The sequence below is a fragment of the Erythrobacter neustonensis genome, assembly GCF_001663175.1.
Classification (GTDB): domain Bacteria; phylum Pseudomonadota; class Alphaproteobacteria; order Sphingomonadales; family Sphingomonadaceae; genus Erythrobacter; species Erythrobacter neustonensis.
In genome coordinates this window covers 154,257-173,184 of sequence record NZ_CP016033.1, presented here as the reverse complement: position 1 = coordinate 173,184, position 18,928 = coordinate 154,257, and the positions used below count along the sequence as shown (strand labels likewise).

15 protein-coding genes are annotated in these 18,928 nt (G+C 65.6%); 9 read left to right on the top strand and 6 right to left on the bottom strand.

From position 1 onward, the window contains the following. The first annotated feature begins 2 nt into the window (after window positions 1–2). Complete coding sequence (locus A9D12_RS00805) at window positions 3–2,015, top strand: protein-disulfide reductase DsbD family protein (protein WP_082925588.1); 2,013 nt, start codon at window positions 3–5, stop codon at window positions 2,013–2,015. Here the strand turns inward: A9D12_RS00805 and A9D12_RS00800 are convergent. Genes A9D12_RS00800 through uvrB form a run of 3 tightly spaced genes read right to left on the bottom strand, consistent with a single transcriptional unit; the run spans window position 2,001 to window position 6,323 of the window. Further along, window positions 2,001–2,579 carry a hypothetical protein gene (locus A9D12_RS00800; protein ID WP_068348760.1) on the bottom strand — a complete coding sequence of 193 codons (579 nt, stop codon included), beginning with the start codon at window positions 2,577–2,579 and terminating at the stop codon, window positions 2,001–2,003. The genes A9D12_RS00805 and A9D12_RS00800 overlap by 15 nt on opposite strands. Then, a complete protein-coding gene (locus A9D12_RS00795; RefSeq protein ID WP_068348757.1) occupies window positions 2,576–4,081 on the bottom strand; it encodes a S10 family peptidase in 1,506 nt (501 codons plus the stop codon). Before A9D12_RS00795 ends, A9D12_RS00800 begins: the two co-directional genes overlap by 4 nt. 46 nt (window positions 4,082–4,127) lie before the next feature. Next, the gene (uvrB, locus tag A9D12_RS00790; RefSeq protein ID WP_068348752.1) at window positions 4,128–6,323 is read right to left on the bottom strand and encodes an excinuclease ABC subunit UvrB; all 2,196 of its coding nucleotides are present in this window, start codon (window positions 6,321–6,323) and stop codon (window positions 4,128–4,130) included. A 124-nt stretch (window positions 6,324–6,447) separates the two neighbouring features. Here uvrB and A9D12_RS00785 point away from each other — a divergent pair, with 124 nt between their 5' ends. The 7 genes from A9D12_RS00785 to A9D12_RS00755 all read left to right on the top strand — a co-directional run bounded on the left by A9D12_RS00785 (window position 6,448) and on the right by A9D12_RS00755 (window position 12,955). Further along, complete coding sequence (locus A9D12_RS00785) at window positions 6,448–6,981, top strand: DUF3617 domain-containing protein (RefSeq protein WP_068348749.1); 534 nt, start codon at window positions 6,448–6,450, stop codon at window positions 6,979–6,981. A 116-nt stretch (window positions 6,982–7,097) separates the two neighbouring features. After that, window positions 7,098–7,934, top strand: coding sequence for an esterase/lipase family protein (locus tag A9D12_RS00780; protein ID WP_231889660.1), 837 nt, complete (start codon window positions 7,098–7,100; stop codon window positions 7,932–7,934). A gap of 144 nt (window positions 7,935–8,078) precedes the next feature. Beyond that, window positions 8,079–9,509 carry a circularly permuted type 2 ATP-grasp protein gene (locus tag A9D12_RS00775; RefSeq protein WP_068348747.1) on the top strand — a complete coding sequence of 477 codons (1,431 nt, stop codon included), beginning with the start codon at window positions 8,079–8,081 and terminating at the stop codon, window positions 9,507–9,509. 7 nt (window positions 9,510–9,516) lie between these two features. After that, window positions 9,517–10,461 carry an alpha-E domain-containing protein gene (locus A9D12_RS00770; protein WP_068348744.1) on the top strand — a complete coding sequence of 315 codons (945 nt, stop codon included), beginning with the start codon at window positions 9,517–9,519 and terminating at the stop codon, window positions 10,459–10,461. A 5-nt stretch (window positions 10,462–10,466) separates the two neighbouring features. Further along, entirely contained in the window at window positions 10,467–11,351 is an 885-nt protein-coding gene (locus A9D12_RS00765) for a transglutaminase family protein (RefSeq protein ID WP_068353294.1), read from the top strand. A 94-nt stretch (window positions 11,352–11,445) separates the two neighbouring features. After that, on the top strand, window positions 11,446–12,192 hold the full coding sequence (locus A9D12_RS00760) for a proteasome-type protease (protein WP_068348741.1): 747 nt from the start codon (window positions 11,446–11,448) through the stop codon (window positions 12,190–12,192). A 142-nt stretch (window positions 12,193–12,334) separates the two neighbouring features. After that, a complete protein-coding gene (locus A9D12_RS00755; protein ID WP_068348737.1) occupies window positions 12,335–12,955 on the top strand; it encodes a response regulator transcription factor in 621 nt (206 codons plus the stop codon). Between the two features lie 358 nt (window positions 12,956–13,313). On the opposite strand, the gene A9D12_RS00750 is transcribed toward A9D12_RS00755, so the two are convergent. Both A9D12_RS00750 and putP read right to left on the bottom strand, forming a co-directional pair. Next, complete coding sequence (locus A9D12_RS00750; protein WP_068353291.1) at window positions 13,314–14,036, bottom strand: extensin family protein; 723 nt, start codon at window positions 14,034–14,036, stop codon at window positions 13,314–13,316. 152 nt (window positions 14,037–14,188) lie between these two features. After that, window positions 14,189–15,658 carry a sodium/proline symporter PutP gene (putP, locus tag A9D12_RS00745; RefSeq protein ID WP_068348734.1) on the bottom strand — a complete coding sequence of 490 codons (1,470 nt, stop codon included), beginning with the start codon at window positions 15,656–15,658 and terminating at the stop codon, window positions 14,189–14,191. A gap of 197 nt (window positions 15,659–15,855) precedes the next feature. On the opposite strand from putP, the gene A9D12_RS00740 reads away from it, so the two are divergent. Beyond that, on the top strand, window positions 15,856–16,701 hold the full coding sequence (locus A9D12_RS00740) for an outer membrane protein (protein WP_068348731.1): 846 nt from the start codon (window positions 15,856–15,858) through the stop codon (window positions 16,699–16,701). Window positions 16,702–16,815: 114 nt separating this feature from the next. Here the strand turns inward: A9D12_RS00740 and typA are convergent, their stop codons facing one another. After that, window positions 16,816–18,645 carry a translational GTPase TypA gene (typA, locus tag A9D12_RS00735; RefSeq protein WP_068348729.1) on the bottom strand — a complete coding sequence of 610 codons (1,830 nt, stop codon included), beginning with the start codon at window positions 18,643–18,645 and terminating at the stop codon, window positions 16,816–16,818. Window positions 18,646–18,928: the final 283 nt, after the last annotated feature.

The window sequence follows — 18,928 nt, the reverse complement described above, 5'->3', positions numbered from 1 at the left end:
GCATGGCGCTGTCGGGGGCGGCGTTTGCGCAGGCGCCTGCCGCAATTCCGGAGCAGGCGCGCTATGGCGATGCCAAGATCGCCGCCGTACTTTATGCCGATGGCGCGCCGCAGGCGGGCGGGGAATGGATGCTTGCGCTGCGGTTCACCCCCAGCGCGCCCGAATGGCACGGTTACTGGTCGAACCCGGGGGATGCGGGGCAGGGGATGAAGCTGGCGCTCGACCTGCCGCCCGGCTGGCGGATGGGCGAGCCCCTTTATCCCGTGCCGCAGCGGCTGGTGATCAGCGGGCTGATGAACCACATCTATGAAGGCGCATATACCGTGCTGGTTCCGGTGCGCGTGCCGGCGGGTGCGGAGCAGGGCGCGCTTCAACGGCTGCGCGGCCATGTCGAATACCTCGCCTGCACCGACAAGATCTGCGTGCCGCAGGATGCGGTGCTTGAGGCACGGCCCGGCGGGGGCGATTTTGCGCGCTGGCGGGCCGAGGCTGCGCCTCCGCTCGATGCGCGCGCGCGCTTTGCGGTTGCGGGAAAGCTGCTGCGGGTCGCGATCCCGCTGCCGGCGGCGATGGCGCTGTCCGATCCGCACGTGTTCGTCGGCAACGCGCGGCTGGTCGCCTATGCCGCGCCGCAGACCTTCCGGCGCAGCGGCGATGTGCTGGTCGCCGAAATCCCGCTCGACGAATATGGCGTGGGCAAGGCCGAGGCGCTGACCGGCATTCTCGGCTTCGGCGATGATGCGGGCGTGCGGTTCACCGCCGCGCCTGGCGACGTGCCCACCGGCGGCACGCTGGTTTCCGGGCCGAAGCCTGCCGCCATGCCGCCGCTGTGGACGCTGATCCTCGGCGCGCTGGCGGGGGGATTGCTGCTCAACATCATGCCTTGCGTGTTCCCGATCCTCAGCCTGAAGGCATTGAGCCTTGCGCGCGCGGGCGAGAGCGAGGCTGCCGCGCGGGCAGAAGGGCTCGCCTACACCGCAGGCGTGGTGCTGGCCTGCACGATGCTGGGCGCATTGCTGCTGATTCTGCGGGCGGGCGGCGAGCAGGTGGGCTGGGCGTTCCAGTTGCAGGAGCCCGGTGTGGTCGTTGCGCTGCTGGTGCTGGCCGCGGCCATCGCGGCCAATTTTGCCGGATTGTTCGAACTGCCCGCCGTCTCGGTCAACATGGGCGGCGAGAAAGCGGGCGCCTTTGCCACCGGCTTGCTGGCAGCTTTCGTGGCGACGCCGTGCACCGGGCCGTTCATGGCCGCAGCCTTGGGCGCGGCGCTGCTGCTGCCGGTGGGGCAGGCGCTGCTGCTGTTTGCCTGTCTCGGCCTCGGGCTGGCGCTGCCGTTCCTTGCGCTCGGCTTCGTTCCGCCGCTGCGGCGGATGCTGCCGCGCCCCGGCGCATGGATGGAGCGGTTCCGGCGGATCATGGCGGTGCCGATGTTGCTCACCGCGCTCGCGCTTTTGTGGCTGACGGTGCAGCTCGGCGGGCGCGCCTTCGGATTGGTCGCGCTGCTGCTGGTGGCGGGCGTGCTGGGCGCGCTGTTCATCGTCGGCAGGTTGCAACGGGCAGGCAAAATGGCGTGGCCCGCGTTCGGGCTGGTCGCCGCGCCCTTCGTCGCCTTTGCCGCGATCGCGCTGCCCAATCTTTACGAGGCGAAGGGCGCAGGCCAGCGCGAAAGTCTGCTGGCAAGCGCGCCCTTCAGCGCCGAGGCACTCGCCGAAGCGCGCGCGGGCGGAAAGCCCGTTTTCCTTTACTTCACCGCCGACTGGTGCGTCACCTGCAAGGTCAACGAAGCCGCCGCGATCGAGCGCGAGAGCACGCGTGCCGCCTTCGCCAAGGCGGGCGTGGTAACGCTGGTGGGCGACTGGACGGTGCGCGACGAAGCGATCACGCAGTTCCTGAACGAGCAGGGCGCAGCGGGCGTGCCACTGTACCTGTGGTATGCGCCCGGCGCCGCCGCGCCAGAGCAATTGCCGCAGTTTTTGACCCCCGATCTGCTCGCGGAAAAGGCGTCAGCCGGAAGGTAGCGCAGCGGCCGGATCGCTGCCTTCGGGAAGCAGCGCGGTTTCGGGCTGCTTGCGGCATTCCTCGATCAGCGCCATCGGCAGCGGGCTGGGGTTGAGTTTGAGCAGGCCTGCGCCCGGCACGGTGACTGTCGCCTCGCGCTCGGGCTTCAATGCGCCCCATTCGCGCATCATCGGCGACACATCGCCCTGCCAGACGCGGCGCGTGCCAACCTCGACCGCATCGACCGGCCAGCGCCCGATCCAGCCATTGCCGATCAGCGCGAGGAGGGCGGATGCGCCCTCGTCGGCAGGCGCATGACGGGTGATCCGCAGCCGCGCTTCGGGCGTTTGCGGCTTCAGGCATTGCAGCGCCAGCAGCACCGGCTGACCCGGGATGCCGTAAACCAGCCGCAGCGGGGTATCGGTGCCGGCCCAGGCCGCGCCGGTGACATCGGGCGAGGCGATCGGCACCGACGGCCCGCTCGCAGGCGCGAGCAGCGACACGCGCGCCACCGCGCTGTCAGTGGGCGGCGGCTTGCACGCGGCGACGAGGGCCAGCGCAGCGAGTGGGAAAAACCGCTTCATCGCGCCCGTATGAATTCGCGGATATCGGCCGAAAGCTTGGCCCGGTCTTCGCCGCGCACATACATCATGTGGCCCGCGCCATAATATTTCCACGTGATCCGGTCCTGCGGGATACCATAGCGTTTGAGCGAATATTCCGCGCCGAAGAAGGGCGTGGCGAAATCGTAATAGCCTTGCGCGTTGAACAGGCGGAGCCCGCTGTTCTGGCGCATCGCCTGCCCGATCAGCGGCGCGACGTTGAGATAGGCGGCGCGGTCGGGCTGCTGGAGGCTCCAGTCCCAATACCGCCCCGGCTCGCGCCCGATCGCCTGATATTCGCGGTCGGTGCGGTAACCCAGCGTCTCGCGCGACCAGCTGTTGACCGCCGCGGTGTAGCCGGCGTCGATGCCGTAGAAGCTGGGGTCGTTGTCGGGGGTTTCCCCGGCATTGTCGTAATCCGTGCCGGTGTAGCGCGCGTCGAGCCGCCCGATCGTCTGCCCGCGGTCGCGCAGCAGTTCCTTGTAGAACCGCTGATCGGTGACACGCAGGTTCGCCGCATCGAGATAGGTTTCGGACAGGCCCGTCAGCCGCGCAAGTTCGCGCCGCACGCTGGCGCGCTCGTCGGCGGGCAGATCCTGCCCCTTGAGCAGCGCGGTCGCAAACGGCCCGATCGCAAAGCGGCGCGCCTCCTCGGCGACCGCTTCGACCGAAGCGCCCTGAACCTTGCCGTGGTAGAACGCCGCCGCCGCCATGTTGGGGAGCGTGACGACATAGGCCATTTCATTGCCCGGCGTCGTATCCTCGACCCCGAAATCGAGGATCGTCGAAATCAGGATCAACCCGTTCAACCCCACGTCGTTGAAGGTCGAGCCTTCGAGTTCGTCGGCGACCATCGCGGTGCGGGTGGTGCCGTAGCTTTCCCCGCCGAGAAATTTCGGGCTGTTCCAGCGTCCGTTGTCGTTGATCCAGCGGCGGATCACCTGCGCGACCGCGCGCGCATCCTGCCTCAGGCCGTAATATTTCTTGGGATCGGTGCCGGGGGTCAGGTGGCTGAACCCCGTGCCCGGCGGGTCGATGAAGACGAGGTCGGCGACATCGAGCAGGCTGTCGGGGTTGTCGAGCAGCGGATAGGGCGGGGCGCCGTCATCCTTCGCATCGCCGGGGATCGCCACGCGCTTCGGCCCGAAAGCCCCCATCTGAAGCCAGACCGAACCCGAACCCGGCCCGCCATTATAGATGAAGAAGACCGGGCGCGAGGCATCGGCGGGGCTCTTCACGTAAGAGGTAGTGACGATCACCGCTTCGGCCTTGCCCGCATCATCCGACAGGATCGTGTCGCCGATGGTCGCCTTGTAGGCCACGCGCTGCCCGCCGAAAGTGCCCGCCAGATCGCGGCTGCGCACCTGTGGTTCGGGCGCGGGCTTGGCAGCGGCCTCCGATTTTTGCGCATCCTGCGCGGCAATGGGGGCGGCAAGGGCGAGGGTGCTGGCCGCAGCCAGCGCTCCAAGGAATCGGGCGTTCATGGATGGGGGGAGTGGCAGGCTTGCGCCAGCCGTTCAAGGGGCGGCTTTACGGCTTCCCACCCATCTTCTTGTAACGCGTCTTGCCGAAGCGGGTCTTGCGCGTCCCGGGCTTGCCTTCATTCGAGCGGCCGACGATCGGCGCGCGTTTCTCCGCATCCGGGATGCCGAGCTCGTCGGCTTCCAAGCGGCGGATCTCGTCGCGCAGGCGTCCGGCTTCCTCGAATTCGAGATTGGCGGCGGCATTGCGCATCCGCTTTTCGAGGTCCTCGATATAGCCGCGCAGATTGTGCCCGACGAGGTTGTTGCGCGTGTCATCGCCCAGATCGACCGTGACGCCGTCCTGCGCCGCGGTGTGTGCGACGATATCGTGGATGTCGCGTTTGATCGTCTGCGGGGTGATCCCGTGTTCTTCGTTATAGGCCTGCTGCTTGGCCCGCCGGCGGTCGGTTTCGGCGAGCGCGCGCTCCATGCTGCCGGTGATCCGGTCGGCATAGAGAATCACCCGGCCATCGACATTGCGCGCGGCGCGGCCGATGGTCTGGATGAGGCTGGTCTCGGAGCGCAGGAACCCTTCCTTGTCCGCGTCGAGGATCGTCACCAGCCCGCATTCGGGAATGTCGAGCCCTTCGCGCAGCAGGTTGATCCCCACCAGCACGTCATAGACGCCAAGGCGCAGATCGCGGATCAGCTCGATACGCTCAAGCGTCTCGACATCGGAGTGCATGTAGCGCACGCGCACGCCTGCCTCGTGCATGAACTCGGTGAGGTCTTCGGCCATGCGCTTGGTAAGCGTGGTGACCAGCGTGCGGTAACCCTTGGCCGCGGTCGCCTTGCACTCGGCGATGCAGTCCTGCACCTGATCTTCGACTGGACGGATTTCGACCGGGGGATCGATCAGGCCGGTGGGGCGGATCACCTGTTCGGCAAAGACGCCGCCGGCCTGGTCCATTTCCCAGCTGCCCGGGGTTGCCGAGACCGCAAAGGTCTGCGGCCGCATCGCGTCCCATTCGTTGAAGCGCAGCGGGCGGTTGTCGATGCAGCTGGGCAGGCGGAAGCCGTATTCGGCGAGCGTCAGCTTGCGGCGGTGGTCGCCCTTCGCCATCGCGCCGATCTGGGGCACGGTCTGGTGGCTTTCATCGACGAAGAGCAGCGCGTTTTCGGGCAGGTATTCGAACAGGGTCGGCGGCGGCTCACCGGGCAGGCGGCCGGTCAGGAAGCGGGAATAGTTCTCGATCCCCGCGCAGCTTCCCGTTGCAGCGATCATTTCCAGATCGAAATGGGTGCGCTGTTCCAGCCGCTGGCGTTCGAGGAGCTTGCCTTCGATTTCCAGTTCCTTGAGCCGTTCCTCCAGCTCGAACTTGATCGCGGCGGCGGCCTGTTTCATCGTCGGGCCGGGCGTCACGTAGTGCGAGTTGGCATAGACGCGCACCTTCTCGAGCTTTGCGCCCTTGGTGCCGGTGAGCGGATCGAATTCGGCGATCTCCTCGATCTCGTCGCCGAAGAAACTGATCCGCCAAGCCATGTCCTCGTAGTGCGAGGGGAAGATTTCGAGGCTGTCACCGCGCACGCGGAAACAGCCGCGGGTGAAGGCGGCATCGTTGCGCTTGTATTGCAGCGCGACAAGCTTGCGGATCAGCTCGCGCTGGTCGACGACTTCGCCCACCTTGATGTCGAAGATCATCGCCGAATAGGTTTCGACCGAGCCGATCCCGTAAAGGCACGACACCGAGGCGACGATAATCACGTCATCCCGCTCCAAAAGCGCGCGGGTGGCCGAATGGCGCATCCGGTCGATCGCCTCGTTTACGGAGCTTTCCTTCTCGATATAGGTGTCCGACCGCGGCACGTAGGCTTCGGGCTGATAGTAGTCGTAATAGCTGACGAAATATTCGACCGCGTTGTCGGGGAAGAAGCTCTTGAACTCCCCGTAAAGCTGGGCTGCAAGGATCTTGTTCGGCGCAAGGATCAGCGCCGGGCGCTGCAAGGTTTCGATCACCTTGGCCATGGTGAAGGTCTTGCCCGACCCCGTGACGCCGAGCAGCACCTGCGTCTGTTCGCCCGCCAGCGCGCTTTCGGTCAATTCCCTGATCGCGGTCGGCTGATCGCCGGCCGGTTCGTAGTCCGAGACGAGCTTGAACGGGATGCCGCCCATCGACTTTTCGGGGCGGTTGGGACGGTGCGGGACGAAGTCGGCGCCCGTTTGGGGTTCCTCCAGTCCGCGGCGGATCACGAGTTCGGCCATGCCAACAAGTATGGGGAACAAAGCGGAACGTGCAAGGTGTCGCGGCGCGCAAGGGCCGCATTTGGCAGGCACGTTTCGGCGCGGGGGGCGTTATGGGGCAAACGCCATCAGGAGATACCCGCCCATGAAACCCGTTTGGATTCCCGCGCTGACCGCAGCCGTGCTGCTTGCCGCCTGTTCAGCCGAAAAGGACGAGGCCGCGGCGGGCGATCCGGTCGCGGTCAAGGATGCGGCAGACAAAGTTGCCGCCGCCGGGCTGAAGCCGCAGGCGGGGCTTTACAAGACCACCATCACGATGACCGGGCTCGACATTCCGGGCCTTCCGCCCGAAATGAAGGGCCACGGCGCGGGGCTCGCGCGCACGGTCGAAAGCTGTCTGACCCAGGCCGAAGTCGACAAGGGGTTCGAGGATCTGCTCAAGACCGGACAGGACGGCGAATGCCGGTTCGACCGCTTTGCGCTGGCGGGGGGCAATCTCGATGCGGTGCTGGTGTGCGATGCACAAGGGCGCACCACCAGCATGGCGATGACAGGCGCGCTCACCTCCACCACGGCCGATATCGAGGCGAGCACCGCGATCGCGTTCGACGGGGTGGGCGAGGGGACGATGAACTTCACCGCGAAGCACGAACGCATCGGGGAATGCCCGGCGGGATGACCTGCGTGATGTGACCGCGCAATGACCGCAATGTGACATAGCGGCATTTGCGTCAGAAATGTTGCGCGTGTGACATTTCATGGAACATTCATGCGGGTTGTGGCTTGAAGCGGGGTATGGTTATGCCGCGCCTCAATCCCGGTCTTGCCCGCTTGCCCCCGCCGCTGATGGCGGCGGCGAGCAATGCCGGACAGCGCGCGCAGCAAGCCTATGCCGCGACCCAGATCGCGCGGCGCGTGGCGCTGGCGCGCGAGGCGTGCCCGCAGGAATACGAAAGCGGAAAACCGCGCTTCATCCGCTTTCTGGGCGAAGCGCAGGTGCTGCTCGAACCCGTCCGCCGCCCGCGCCGCAAGCTGGCGATCGCGCCCACCGCCAACCCGCAAGTCGTGATGTTGCTGCCCGGTTTCGGCGCGCACCCGATGCGGATGCGCTATCTGGCGCGCCAGATGGAAGCCGCCGGGCACACCGCCAAACGCTGGGGTCTTGGCTTCAACTGGGGGCCGACGCAGCAGAATTTCGATGCGGTCGAGGAACGGCTCTTGCAACTGCACGCGCGCCACGGGCGCAAGGTCGTGCTGGTCGGCTGGAGCCTCGGCGGGCTGTATGCGCGCGAGATCGCCAAGCGTCAGCCCCACGCGGTCGCCAAGGTCGTCAGCATGGGTTCGCCCTTCAGCGGTTCCCCGCGCGCCAACAATGTGTGGCGGGCCTACCAGTTCATCACCGGCCATTCGGTCGATGCGCCCCCGGTTGCTGCCGAACTGCGCGTGAAGCCCCCGGTCGAGACAGTCGCGCTGTGGAGCGCGAACGACGGCGTGATCGCGCCGCGCTGTGCTGCGGGCCGGCCGGGCGAGCGCGACCGCGCGGTGGCGCTGCGCTGCACGCACATGGGGTTCACCTACGATCCGCAGGTCGTCACCACGCTGCTCGCCGAACTCGAAACGACGCGCGGCTGATCTTTTCGCCGCGCCGTCCACCCGCGCGGAACAAATGCCCCGGCGCGGTGATTGCCCGTCCTCTATCACGCCGCCGGGCCGGGTCGCTTTCCTTTTGCGAAACCCCGGCTAAGGTGGCGGAGGCGATCCATAAAGCGGGGGCGAATGCAGGCGCAGGGCGGGAAGTTTGACGAGATGTTCGATGGTGAGGGCAACACGCGCCCCGCCTATATCGAATATTGCCGTTGGCATGACGAACAGCCGCCCGAATTCCTGCGCCGCAAGAACCGCGAGGCGGACGATACCTTCCGCCGCACCGGGATTACCTTCAACGTCTATGGCGAGGATGCCGCCGAAGAACGCTTGATCCCGTTCGACATGGTGCCGCGGATCATCACCGCGGGCGAGTGGCGCAAGCTGTCGAAGGGGATCGAACAGCGCGTGCGCGCGCTCAATTCCTTCCTCTACGACCTCTATCACCGGCAGGAAATCGTGCGCGCAGGACGGCTGCCCGAACGGTTGCTGCGCGGGAACGAGGCGTGGCTGGACAACATGGTGGGCTTTACCCCGCCGGGCGGGATATACACCCATATCGTCGGCATCGACCTGGTGCGCACGGGGCCGGACGAATTCTTCGTCTTGGAAGACAACGCGCGCACGCCGTCTGGCGTGTCCTACATGCTGGAAAACCGCGAGACGATGATGGGGATGTTCCCCGAATTGTTCAGCCGGATCGGGGTCGAAAGTGTTTCCAACTACCCGCGACGCCTCGCGCGCAGCCTCGCGGCCTGTGTGCCGCCGGCCTATGCGGGCGGCAAGCCCACGGTCGCCGTGCTGACCCCGGGAATCTACAATTCGGCCTATTTCGAACATGCCTTCCTTGCCGATCAGATGGGCGCCGAACTGGTCGAAGGCAGCGATCTGCGCGTGGTCGATGGCCGGGTGCAGATGCGCACGACGCGCGGCTACAAGCCGATCGACGTGCTGTATCGCCGCGTCGATGACGATTTCCTCGATCCGCTCAGCTTCAATCCGGCTTCGGTGCTGGGGGTGCCCGGGCTGATGGATGTCTACCGCTCGGGTGGGATCACGATCGCCAATGCGCCGGGCACCGGCGTTGCCGATGACAAGGCGATCTACAGCTTCATGCCCGAGATCGTCGAATTCTACACCGGCGAAAAGGCACTGCTGCCCAACGTCCAGACGTGGCGCTGCGCCGACAAGGACAGCCTTGCCTATGTGCTCGACAACCTCGCCGAACTGGTGGTCAAGGAGGTTCACGGGTCGGGCGGATACGGGATGCTGATCGGGCCCACCTCGTCTGCAAAGGAAATTGCCGATTTCCGCGTCAAGCTGAAGGCGCGGCCCGACAATTACATCGCGCAGCCCACGCTCGCGCTGTCGACCTGCCCGATCTACACTTCCAAGGGGCTGGCCCCGCGCCATGTCGATCTGCGCCCCTTCGTGCTGGTCAGCCCCGAAGGGATCGACATCACGCCGGGCGGGCTGACGCGGGTGGCGCTCAAACAGGGATCGCTGGTGGTCAATTCCTCGCAGGGCGGGGGCACCAAGGATACCTGGGTGCTGAAGGACTGATGCCGTCATGCTAGGCCGCACCGCCAACGGGTTGTTCTGGATGTTCCGCTATCTCGAGCGGGCCGAGAACACCGCGCGCCTGCTCGAAGCGGCGCTGCGCATGGCGTTGACCCGCGATGTCGTCACCGCCGAGGCCGAATGGCGTTCGGTGATCGCGACGCTGGGATTGCAGACCTCCTACGAGGCGCTGCACAACGGGTATGACGGCGTCTCGGTCTGGAACTTCGTGCTGCGCGGGCCCGCCAATCCGCACAATGTCCGGCACATGTTCGCCGCGGTGCGCAGCAATGCGCGCGAGGCGCGGATCAACATCTCGTCGGATGTATGGGAAGCGGTCAACGAGAACTGGATGAAGCTCGACCGGTTGCTGACGCGGCCGATCACGCAAGTGATGGTGGGCGATGTGCTCGCCGCGATCCGCCGCGCGGGCACGCAGGTTCACGGCGCGTTCGATGGATCGATTTTGCGCGATGAAGGCTTCCACTTTGCCCGCGTCGGCACCTTCATCGAGCGGGCGGACAGCACCGCGCGCATCGTCGACATGAAATATTTCATCCTGCTGCCCTCGCTCTCCTATGTCGGGTCGAGCCTCGACACCGGGCAATGGGAGCAGGTGCTGCGATCGGTGGCGGGCGCGCGGGTCTATAGCTGGCTCAACGCCGGGCAGATCGAGGCGCGCGGGATCGTCGAGTTCGTGGTGCTCGACGACCGCTTCCCGCGCAGCCTGGCCTTTTGCCGCAATGCGCTGCGCGGTTGCCTCAGCGCGCTCGCCCGCACGCACGGGTGCGAAGGGCAGGCGATGGCATTGATGCGCGATGCCGATGCGCAGATGGCGGGCCTGACCGTCGATCAGATCTTCGAGCATGGCCTGCATGAATTCCTGGTCGATTTCCTCGACCGCAACAACGCCATCGCGCGCGCGATTGCCGAGGATTACCGGTTCCACGCATGAGCAAGCTGCAACTCTCGATCCGCCACACCACGCATTATGCCTTTGCGACCCCGGTGGTGCACGCATTGCAGCGGCTGCGCCTGACGCCCAAGGAAACGCAAGGGCAACGGATCGTCGAATGGCGGATGCACCTATCCAATGCCGAGGCGCAGCTCGAATATGACGATCAGCATTTTAACCATGTCACGCTGGTCGCGCTGACCCCGGGCGCGCGCGAAGTGACGGTGACCTGCGAAGGCGTGGTCGAGACAGAGGACAATGCCGGGGTGATCGGCCGCCATTCGGGCCATCTGCCCTTGTGGAGCTTTCTGCGCCAGACGCCGCTGACCCGCCCGGGGCCGCGCCTGCGCGGTTTGCTGCGCGAAGTGCCCGGCAGCGCGGCGGCCGAACCGCTGGCCTTTCTCCACGCGCTGTCGGCAACCGTGCGGGGCAGGATCGCCTACCAGACGGGACGCACCAACGCCTCCACCACCGCCGAGGAAGCTGCGCTGCACGGCTTCGGCGTGTGTCAGGACCATGCCCATGTCTTCATCGGCGCGGCGCGGGCGAGCGGGATTCCGGCGCGCTATGTCTCGGGCTATCTGATGATGAACGACCGGATCGAGCAGGAGGCCACTCATGCCTGGGCCGAAGCCCATGTCGACGGGCTGGGCTGGGTCGGGTTCGATGTGTCGAACGGCATCTCGCCCGATCCGCGCTATGTCCGCGTCGCGACGGGAAGCGATTACCGCGATGCAGCCCCGGTGACGGGGATCAGCATCGGGGCCACCGATCAGGTGCTGAGCGTGGGGGTCGCGGTCGAAAGCCAACCGCTGACGGGGCAAAGCCAATCGCAGACGCAGGGGCAAGGTCAGGGCCAGAGACAGGGGCCGGGCCAGACCAGCCAGTAACCCGCGCGCGGGATGTGGGCGGGCTTTGCGCTGCGCCGCACAACGCGCTAGGGCCAACGCGAAAAGGCGCGCGGGGCGACAGGGGAATTACGGCATGACCTATTGCGTTGGCATGGTGCTCGACAAGGGCCTCGTCCTGATGAGCGACACCCGCACCAATTCGGGCGTCGACAATATTTCCACCTTTCGCAAGCTGTCGCACTGGAGCGTGCCGGGCGAACGCATCATCGCGGTGATGACGGCGGGCAACCTCGCGACCACGCAGGCGGTGATCAGCCAACTGGAAGAACGCACCAAGGCCCCGGGAGAGCGTGACAACACGTTGCTCAAGGGGGCGACGATGTTTCAGGTCGCGACCGAAATCGGCCGGCTGCTGCGCGCCACGATCGAAAACGTGCAGCGCGCCAACGGCGAAGGCGGCAAGGGGCGTTTTACCGCGACGATGATCGTCGCCGGCCAGATCAGGGGGATGCAGCCGCGTCTGTTCATGATCTATCCCGAAGGCAATTTCATCGAAGCGAGCCACGACACCCCCTTCTTTCAGATTGGCGAAACCAAGTATGGCCGCCCGATCCTGCTGCGCGGATATGACCGCGACATGAGTTTCGAGGACGCGGTCAAACTGACGATGGTCAGTTTCGACTCGACGCTGAAAGCTAACCTGTCAGTCGGGCTGCCGCTCGATCTGCTGGTGATCGCCAAGGATGCCTTTGCCCCCACACACGCCCACCGTGTCAGCGCGGGGGACGCCTATTTCGAAGCGATTTCAAGAGGCTGGGGCAATGCCTTGCGATCCGCTTTCCACTCGCTTCCGGCCTACCGGTTCAGCGATGACGCGTAAGGGACGATCCTGATCTGCCTCCGTTACGGAGGTAATTTATTTAGATATTTCAATTATTTGAACCCAAGCGGAGATGGTAAATCCTCCGGATTGGCGGCGCTACTGCGTGAAACCCATAGTAGGTTAGCGCAGACACAGTCGCATGACACGCAAATCCTCCCTCCACTTCATCGACTCGTGCAGCCGCCAGCGTGCCGAATTGGCCCGGGTAGGCTTCGCGCTTGGCCACCACTGCGAGGTTTATGGTGACCTCTCCGAACTTGCGGTTCACCCGCCGAGGGAAGGGATCATCATCGCCCGCGACACGCCCGAAGAAGGCGGGGTCGGGATGATCCTCGACCGCCTTGGCAGGCTCGGGATCTGGCTCCCGCTGATCGCGGTCGACGTGCAGCCGCGCCCCGGCCGCATCGTCGAAGCGATCAAGGCCGGCTCGCTCGATTACCTCGCGCTGCCGCTCGATCCCGAACGGTTCACCCGCTGCCTCTTGCGCATCGAGAAGGAAGCCGAACAATTCGGCGCGGCCCGCCGCCGCATGATCGAAGCGCGCGACCGTATTTCGACGCTGTCAACGCGCGAACGCGAAGTGCTCGACTGGCTTGCCGAAGGCAGCAGCAACAAGGCGATCGCGCGCGAACTCGATATCAGCCCGCGCACGGTGGAAATCCACCGCGCCAACATGATGACCAAGCTCGGCGCGCGCCATGCCGCCGAAGCGGTGCGATTGAAACTGGAGGCAAAGCTTGAACCCAGGCTGCGGGCCTGAACGCCTGTCCCCGGCATGCCGGCATCGCCCGATCGGCGATGGTTTGACCGGAACACGCTGTTCGAACCCGCCGCAAGGCGTGCGCGGCCCGGACCATCCACACCCCTTGGGTGCGACGGGTCGCTAGCCGGGTGGGCGCTGTTCGGCTTTGCTGCCGGGGCGGTCTCGGGAGGGTGGGCCCACATCATCATTCCGAGACCGCTACGATACTTGGCGACGCCGCACCGTCACGCGCCGCCGATAGGCAGGGCTGCGGCATCGTGCCTACCGGGCATCCGGCCGTTGCGTAACCATATCGACGGCCGAACGGGATTGCGCCTGGCTGGTCCGGCAGTTTACCCGATCAAAGGCCATCGCCTCAGCGGCAGAACTTGGCGCCGGTGCCTTCCAGATGGAAATGATCTTCGTGTGCCGCATTATATTGCGGGCCGAGCACCGTGCCGAACCGCTTGCACGCGCTCTTGTGCACCACCCGCAGGAATTCGCGCGTGGCCGCATCGCCACCCTGCCAGTCACGTTTGAGCACGATCCGCCGGCCATCGGCGAGCACGAAGCCCGAAACGTCGATCGCCTCGGCGCGGGCATGGGCCGAACGCTGATCGCTGCCGGCGATGTTGCGGCAACTATAGGACCCCATCGTTTCGATCCTTGCCACCGGGCTGCCCAGCAATTCGCGCGCCGCACGGTCGACACCGAAGCGCGCCCAGTCGCCGAAGGCCTTGGCGACATTGCATTGCACCGGGCCGAGATTGGCGATGCTCAGCGGCGCGCGGTCGCCTGCCAGCGCCATCAGTTGCACCGTGCCAAGCTTGTTGCAGCCGGGCGCGGCATAGGTATCGGGCAACAGGTCGAACCGCGCCCCCGTTGCGCCCAGATCGGCGAGGCAATTGGCGTCACTCGCGCGCGGCATGTAGCTTTGCGGCGCTGCCCGCACCGGCAAGGCATTGCGCGGCGCGGTGCTGGCGGGGGACGAGGAGGGCGACGAGGCCGAAGCGCCGCGATCGCCAGCGGGAACGAGCGATCCGCATCCCCCCAAGGCCAGCGCGCTGGCAATTGCCGCGATCTTGACAGAACTGGCCATCCATTTCGTCATCCCTGCATGTTGCAACATTATCCTTAAAATTTGGGTAACGAAAGTGCGCCGTGTGCCGGAAGCGGCGCGAACGGGGAAGGGCGCACATCAGGAGCGCCTGCGATCCTCCAGCGCCAAACTTGCACAGCGAGCGTGGCGACTCAGGCGGCGGACGCGCTTTCAGGGCGTGCGGTCAGGCGGCTCACCACCACGATCGCCAGCAGCGCGGCAAAGAAACCTGGCACGATCTCATACAAGCCCGGCCCCCCAAGGAACGCCTTGTTGAGGCCGAGCGCGATCCATCCCGCCACCACGCCTGCGCCCGTGACCAGCCCTGCAACCGCGCCTGCGCCCGTCATCCGGTTCCAGGTCAGCGCCAGCAGGATCAGCGGGCCGAAAGCCGCGCCGAACCCGGCCCACGCATTCGCGACCAGCCCCAGGACCTCGCTCTCAGGATCGGCCGCGATCACCAGTGCGGCGGCCGCCACCAGTCCTACGCACAGCCGGCTGATGTTCACCGCCTCGCGCTCGCTCGCGCGGCGGCGCAGGAACAGGCGGTAGAAATCCTCGGTCAGCGAGGAGGACGAGACGAGCAGCTGGGCTGAAATCGTGCTCATGATCGCGGCCAGCAGCGCGGCATACAGGAAACCGGTCACCGCGGGGTGGAACAGCAGTTCGGACAGGATGATGAAGATCGTCTCGGGATCCTCGACCACCAGCCCGCGCGCCTGCGCATAGGCACGCCCCGCCAGCCCGACCGCGATCGCGCCGGCAAGCGAGATCACCATCCAGCTCATCCCGATCAGCCGCGCGCGCGGGATGTTCTCGACCCGGTCGATCGCCATGAAGCGCACGATGATATGCGGTTGCCCGAAATAGCCGAGGCCCCAGGTTACCGCGCTGATCACGCCCACCAGCGTCGCGCCTTGCGTCAGGCTGAGATAGCCCGCCTGCGGCACCATCGCGAGGGCACTGGCGGCATCGGTGTTCATCCAGATCACCAGCGGCATCACGACGAGCGCGGTCATCATGATCATGCCTTGCACGAAATCGGTGAGGCTGACCGCGAGGAACCCGCCGATCATCGTGTAAAGCAGCACGATCCCGGCGGTGACAAATATGCCCAGCATATAATCCGACAATCCGGCCGCGGGCAGGCTTCCGGCAAAGGCGGTGGCAAACAGCTTGCCGCCGCCGACCATCCCGCTGGCGGTATAGACCGTGAAAAAGCCCACGATCACCACCGCCGATGTCACGCGCAGCAGTGTGCCGGTTTCGGGAAAGCGGTTGGCGAGGAATTGCGGGATCGTCAGCGCATCGCCCAGCCGCTCGGTCTGTTCGCGCAGCCGGGGGGCGACGACGATCCAGTTCGCCAGCGCGCCGATCGTCAGCCCGATCGCGATCCACGCCTCGACCAGTCCCGATGCGAACAGAGCGCCGGGAAGACCCAGCAGCAGCCACCCCGACATGTCCGAAGCGCCCGCTGACAATGCCGTTACTGCCGGCCCCAATCCGCGCCCGGCGAGGAGATAGCCCGCACTGTCCGCGCGGGTCTTGGCCCAAGCATATATGCCGATGCCGACCATCAGCGCAAAATAGGCGGCGAGCGATAGGAGCGTATAGGCGTTCATGGCATGCGGGGTAACAAGCCGCCCTGCCGATTGCCAGCCGCGACAGCAACTTACCCCCTTCGGCGCGCGCCGCATCGTTCCAGACAAAAATGCGACGAACCGTGCGGGGTGGCAGCGGAACAATCGTCCACTCCCGCCGCTTATGCCCGGTACCCACGCAATCACTTGCGAAAAATCTTCGAAAACTGGAGTTTTGAATGAAACTGATCACCAAGGCTGCCCCCTTCATCGGGGCGACGGCTGTTCTCATGTCGTCGGCTGCGTTTGCGCAGGATCAGGGCCCGTATTTCAACGGCCCTTACATCTCGGGCGTGATTTCGCTGGAATCGGCCGATGACAGCCGCAACGATTCGCTGGTTTTCGACACCGACCGTGACGGCGCCTTCGACGACAACGTCAACACGCTGGCTGGTGCCAATGCCTTCGCGCCCGGCTTCTGCGCCGGCACGCCCGCCAACGGCGCGAACGTCGGCTGCCGCGGCAACCGTCAGGACGAAGGCTACGCGCTGCGCGTTGGTTACGACCAGCAGATGGGCGATGGTCCGTTCGTCGCCGGTATCCTGATCGAAGGCGCGCGGCCGGGCGTCGAGGAATTCACCTCGGGCTTCAGCTCGACCCCCGCTTCCTACACCTTCGGTCGTGAGATCGATTGGGCGGTGAATGCGCGCGCCCGTCTGGGTATCGCACCGGGTGCCGGCAAGGCGCTGTTCTACGGCACCGGCGGCGTGGGCTATGCCCGCATCGACCACAGCTTTGCAACCAGCAACGGCGCGAATTCGTTCACGCCCGACAATGACCGCGACTGGCAGTTCGGCTGGCAGGCCGGCGGCGGCGCCGAGGTGATGCTGACCCGCAACCTCGGTCTGGGCCTCGAATATCTCTATTCGAGCTACAACGACGATGAATACACCGTCGCTGTCGGCCAGGGCACCGCGGCAGCCACCAACCCGTTCCTGTTGGAATCGGGCGGCACCGACATCCGTCTTGGCAACGATCGCTTCAATTACCATGCGCTGCGCGCATCGGTGAACCTGCGGTTCTAATTCGCCTATAAGGGCAAACAAAAACCCCGCGCGAGGAATGCCTCGCGCGGGGTTTTTCGTGTCTGCGATCGCAGCGGGCCGTTGCACACGGCCCGCCCGGTCACCGAGGCGCGATCAATCCTTCTTGCGGCGCAGCTTCTTGCGCTCGTTCGGGTCGAGCTCTGCCTTGCGCAGACGGATCGACAGCGGAGTCACTTCGACCATTTCATCATCGTCGATGTAAGCGATCGACTGCTCCAGCGTCATGCGGCGCGGCGGGGTCAGGCGGATCGCTTCGTCCTTGCCGCTCGAACGCACGTTCGAAAGCTGCTTGGCCTTCATCGGGTTGACTTCAAGATCGTCGGGCTTGGCGTTCTCGCCGATGATCATGCCCTGATAGACCTTGGCCGAGGCCGGGATGAACAATTCGCCGCGCTCTTCGAGCATGTTGAGCGCATAGGCATTGGCATCGCCATCGCCGTTGGAGATCAGCACGCCGTTGATGCGGCCTTCGATCGGGCCCTTGTAGACGTCATACTTCTCGAACAAGCGGTTCATGATCCCGGTGCCGCGCGTGTCGGACAGGAATTCGCCGTGGTAGCCGATCAGCCCGCGCGACGGCGCGGAGAAGGTGATGCGGGTCTTGCCGAGGCCCGAGGGGCGCATTTCGGTCAGGTCGGCCTTGCGGCGCTGCATCTTCTCGACAACCGTGCCCGAGTGCTCGTCGTCCACATCGATCACGACGGTTTCGTACGGCTCCATGCGCTTGCCGCCTTCTTCGCGGAACAGCACGCGCGGGCGGCTGATACCCAGCTCGAACCCTTCGCGGCGCATCGTTTCGATCAGCACGCCAAGCTGCAATTCGCCGCGCCCGGCGACTTCGAAGGCATCCTTGTCTTCGGCCTCGGTCACGCGGATCGCGACATTGGTTTCAGCTTCGCGCAGCAGGCGATCACGGATGACGCGGCTGGTCACCTTGCTGCCTTCGCGCCCGGCCATCGGGCTGTCGTTGACCGAGAAACGCATTGCCAGCGTCGGCGGATCGATCGGCTGTGCGGCGATCGGCTCGCTCACCGAAGGATCGCAGATGGTGTTCGCGACGGTGGCCTTTTCCAGACCGGCGAGCGCGATGATGTCGCCCGCACGCGCGATTTCCACCGGCACGCGCTCGAGCCCGTCGAAGCTCATCAGCTTGGTCGCGCGGCCTGTTTCGATCACCTTGCCGTCCATGTCGATCGCGTGGATCGGATCGTTGACGCGGATCGTGCCCGACTGGACGCGGCCGGTGATCACGCGGCCCATGAAGTTGTCGCGGTCGAGCAGCGTTGCAAGGAAGCTGAACTTGGCATCGGGGTCGAGACCGGGGGCGGGGACGTGTTCGATGATCTTGGCGAACAGCGGGGCAAGGGTGCCCTCGCGCGCGCTTTCGTCTTCGCTGGCATAGCCATCGCGGCCCGAGGCATAGAGGACCGGGAATTCGAGCTGTTCGTCATTGGCATCGAGGCTGACGAAGAGGTCGAACACTTCGTCGAGCACTTCCTGCGGGCGGCCATCGGGGCGGTCGATCTTGTTGACGACGACGATCGGCTTCAAACCCAGCGCCAACGCCTTGCCGGTGACGAACTTGGTCTGCGGCATCGCGCCTTCGGCGCTGTCGACCAGCAGGATCACGCCGTCGACCATCGACAGGATGCGTTCCACTTCGGCGCCGAAGTCGGCGTGGCCCGGGGTGTCGACAATGTTGATGCGGGTGGTCTCGCCGCCCTGTTCCCACTCGACGCTGGTGCACTTGGCGAGAATCGTGATCCCGCGTTCCTTTTCGAGATCGCCCGAATCCATCGCGCGTTCCTCGACCCGCTGGTTTTCGCGGAAGGTGCCCGACTGGCGGAACAGCTGGTCGACCAGAGTGGTCTTGCCGTGGTCAACGTGGGCGATAATCGCGATATTTCTAAGGGCGGACGACATTTTCAGCAAACTTCCGGTGAAAAGCCGGACATTCGCGTCCGGGGCAGGGAACAGGGGCAAACCGCGTGAGGCGGATCGCGTTAGGCAGCATTCGTGGCGGGTTAGCGACAGCGCCGGACGCTACGGCAAGCGCCGCGGGTGCGTCTGGGTGCTGCGTTGCAACATCGCCGGCGCGCCTAGCAGGGGTGGGCGCGCGGGGCAAGCGTCGGGGCAGCAGGCAACGTTTGCAAGCCGCCGGGAGGTGTGACTCTTGCGCAACAATCAGGCGCTTGCGCCTTGAAAA

What these genes read in the sequence shown, in the direction of transcription:
- A9D12_RS00805 (WP_082925588.1), top strand. Translation starts at nt 3, where the DNA reads ATGGCGCTGTCGGGGGCGGCGTTTGCGCAGGCGCCTGCCGCAATTCCG.
- A9D12_RS00800 (WP_068348760.1), bottom strand. Translation starts at nt 2,579, where the DNA reads ATGAAGCGGTTTTTCCCACTCGCTGCGCTGGCCCTCGTCGCCGCGTGC.
- A9D12_RS00795 (WP_068348757.1), bottom strand. Translation starts at nt 4,081, where the DNA reads ATGAACGCCCGATTCCTTGGAGCGCTGGCTGCGGCCAGCACCCTCGCC.
- uvrB (WP_068348752.1), bottom strand. Translation starts at nt 6,323, where the DNA reads ATGGCCGAACTCGTGATCCGCCGCGGACTGGAGGAACCCCAAACGGGC.
- A9D12_RS00785 (WP_068348749.1), top strand. Translation starts at nt 6,448, where the DNA reads ATGAAACCCGTTTGGATTCCCGCGCTGACCGCAGCCGTGCTGCTTGCC.
- A9D12_RS00780 (WP_231889660.1), top strand. Translation starts at nt 7,098, where the DNA reads ATGGTTATGCCGCGCCTCAATCCCGGTCTTGCCCGCTTGCCCCCGCCG.
- A9D12_RS00775 (WP_068348747.1), top strand. Translation starts at nt 8,079, where the DNA reads ATGCAGGCGCAGGGCGGGAAGTTTGACGAGATGTTCGATGGTGAGGGC.
- A9D12_RS00770 (WP_068348744.1), top strand. Translation starts at nt 9,517, where the DNA reads ATGCTAGGCCGCACCGCCAACGGGTTGTTCTGGATGTTCCGCTATCTC.
- A9D12_RS00760 (WP_068348741.1), top strand. Translation starts at nt 11,446, where the DNA reads ATGACCTATTGCGTTGGCATGGTGCTCGACAAGGGCCTCGTCCTGATG.
- A9D12_RS00755 (WP_068348737.1), top strand. Translation starts at nt 12,335, where the DNA reads ATGACACGCAAATCCTCCCTCCACTTCATCGACTCGTGCAGCCGCCAG.
- A9D12_RS00750 (WP_068353291.1), bottom strand. Translation starts at nt 14,036, where the DNA reads ATGGCCAGTTCTGTCAAGATCGCGGCAATTGCCAGCGCGCTGGCCTTG.
- putP (WP_068348734.1), bottom strand. Translation starts at nt 15,658, where the DNA reads ATGAACGCCTATACGCTCCTATCGCTCGCCGCCTATTTTGCGCTGATG.
- A9D12_RS00740 (WP_068348731.1), top strand. Translation starts at nt 15,856, where the DNA reads ATGAAACTGATCACCAAGGCTGCCCCCTTCATCGGGGCGACGGCTGTT.
- typA (WP_068348729.1), bottom strand. Translation starts at nt 18,645, where the DNA reads ATGTCGTCCGCCCTTAGAAATATCGCGATTATCGCCCACGTTGACCAC.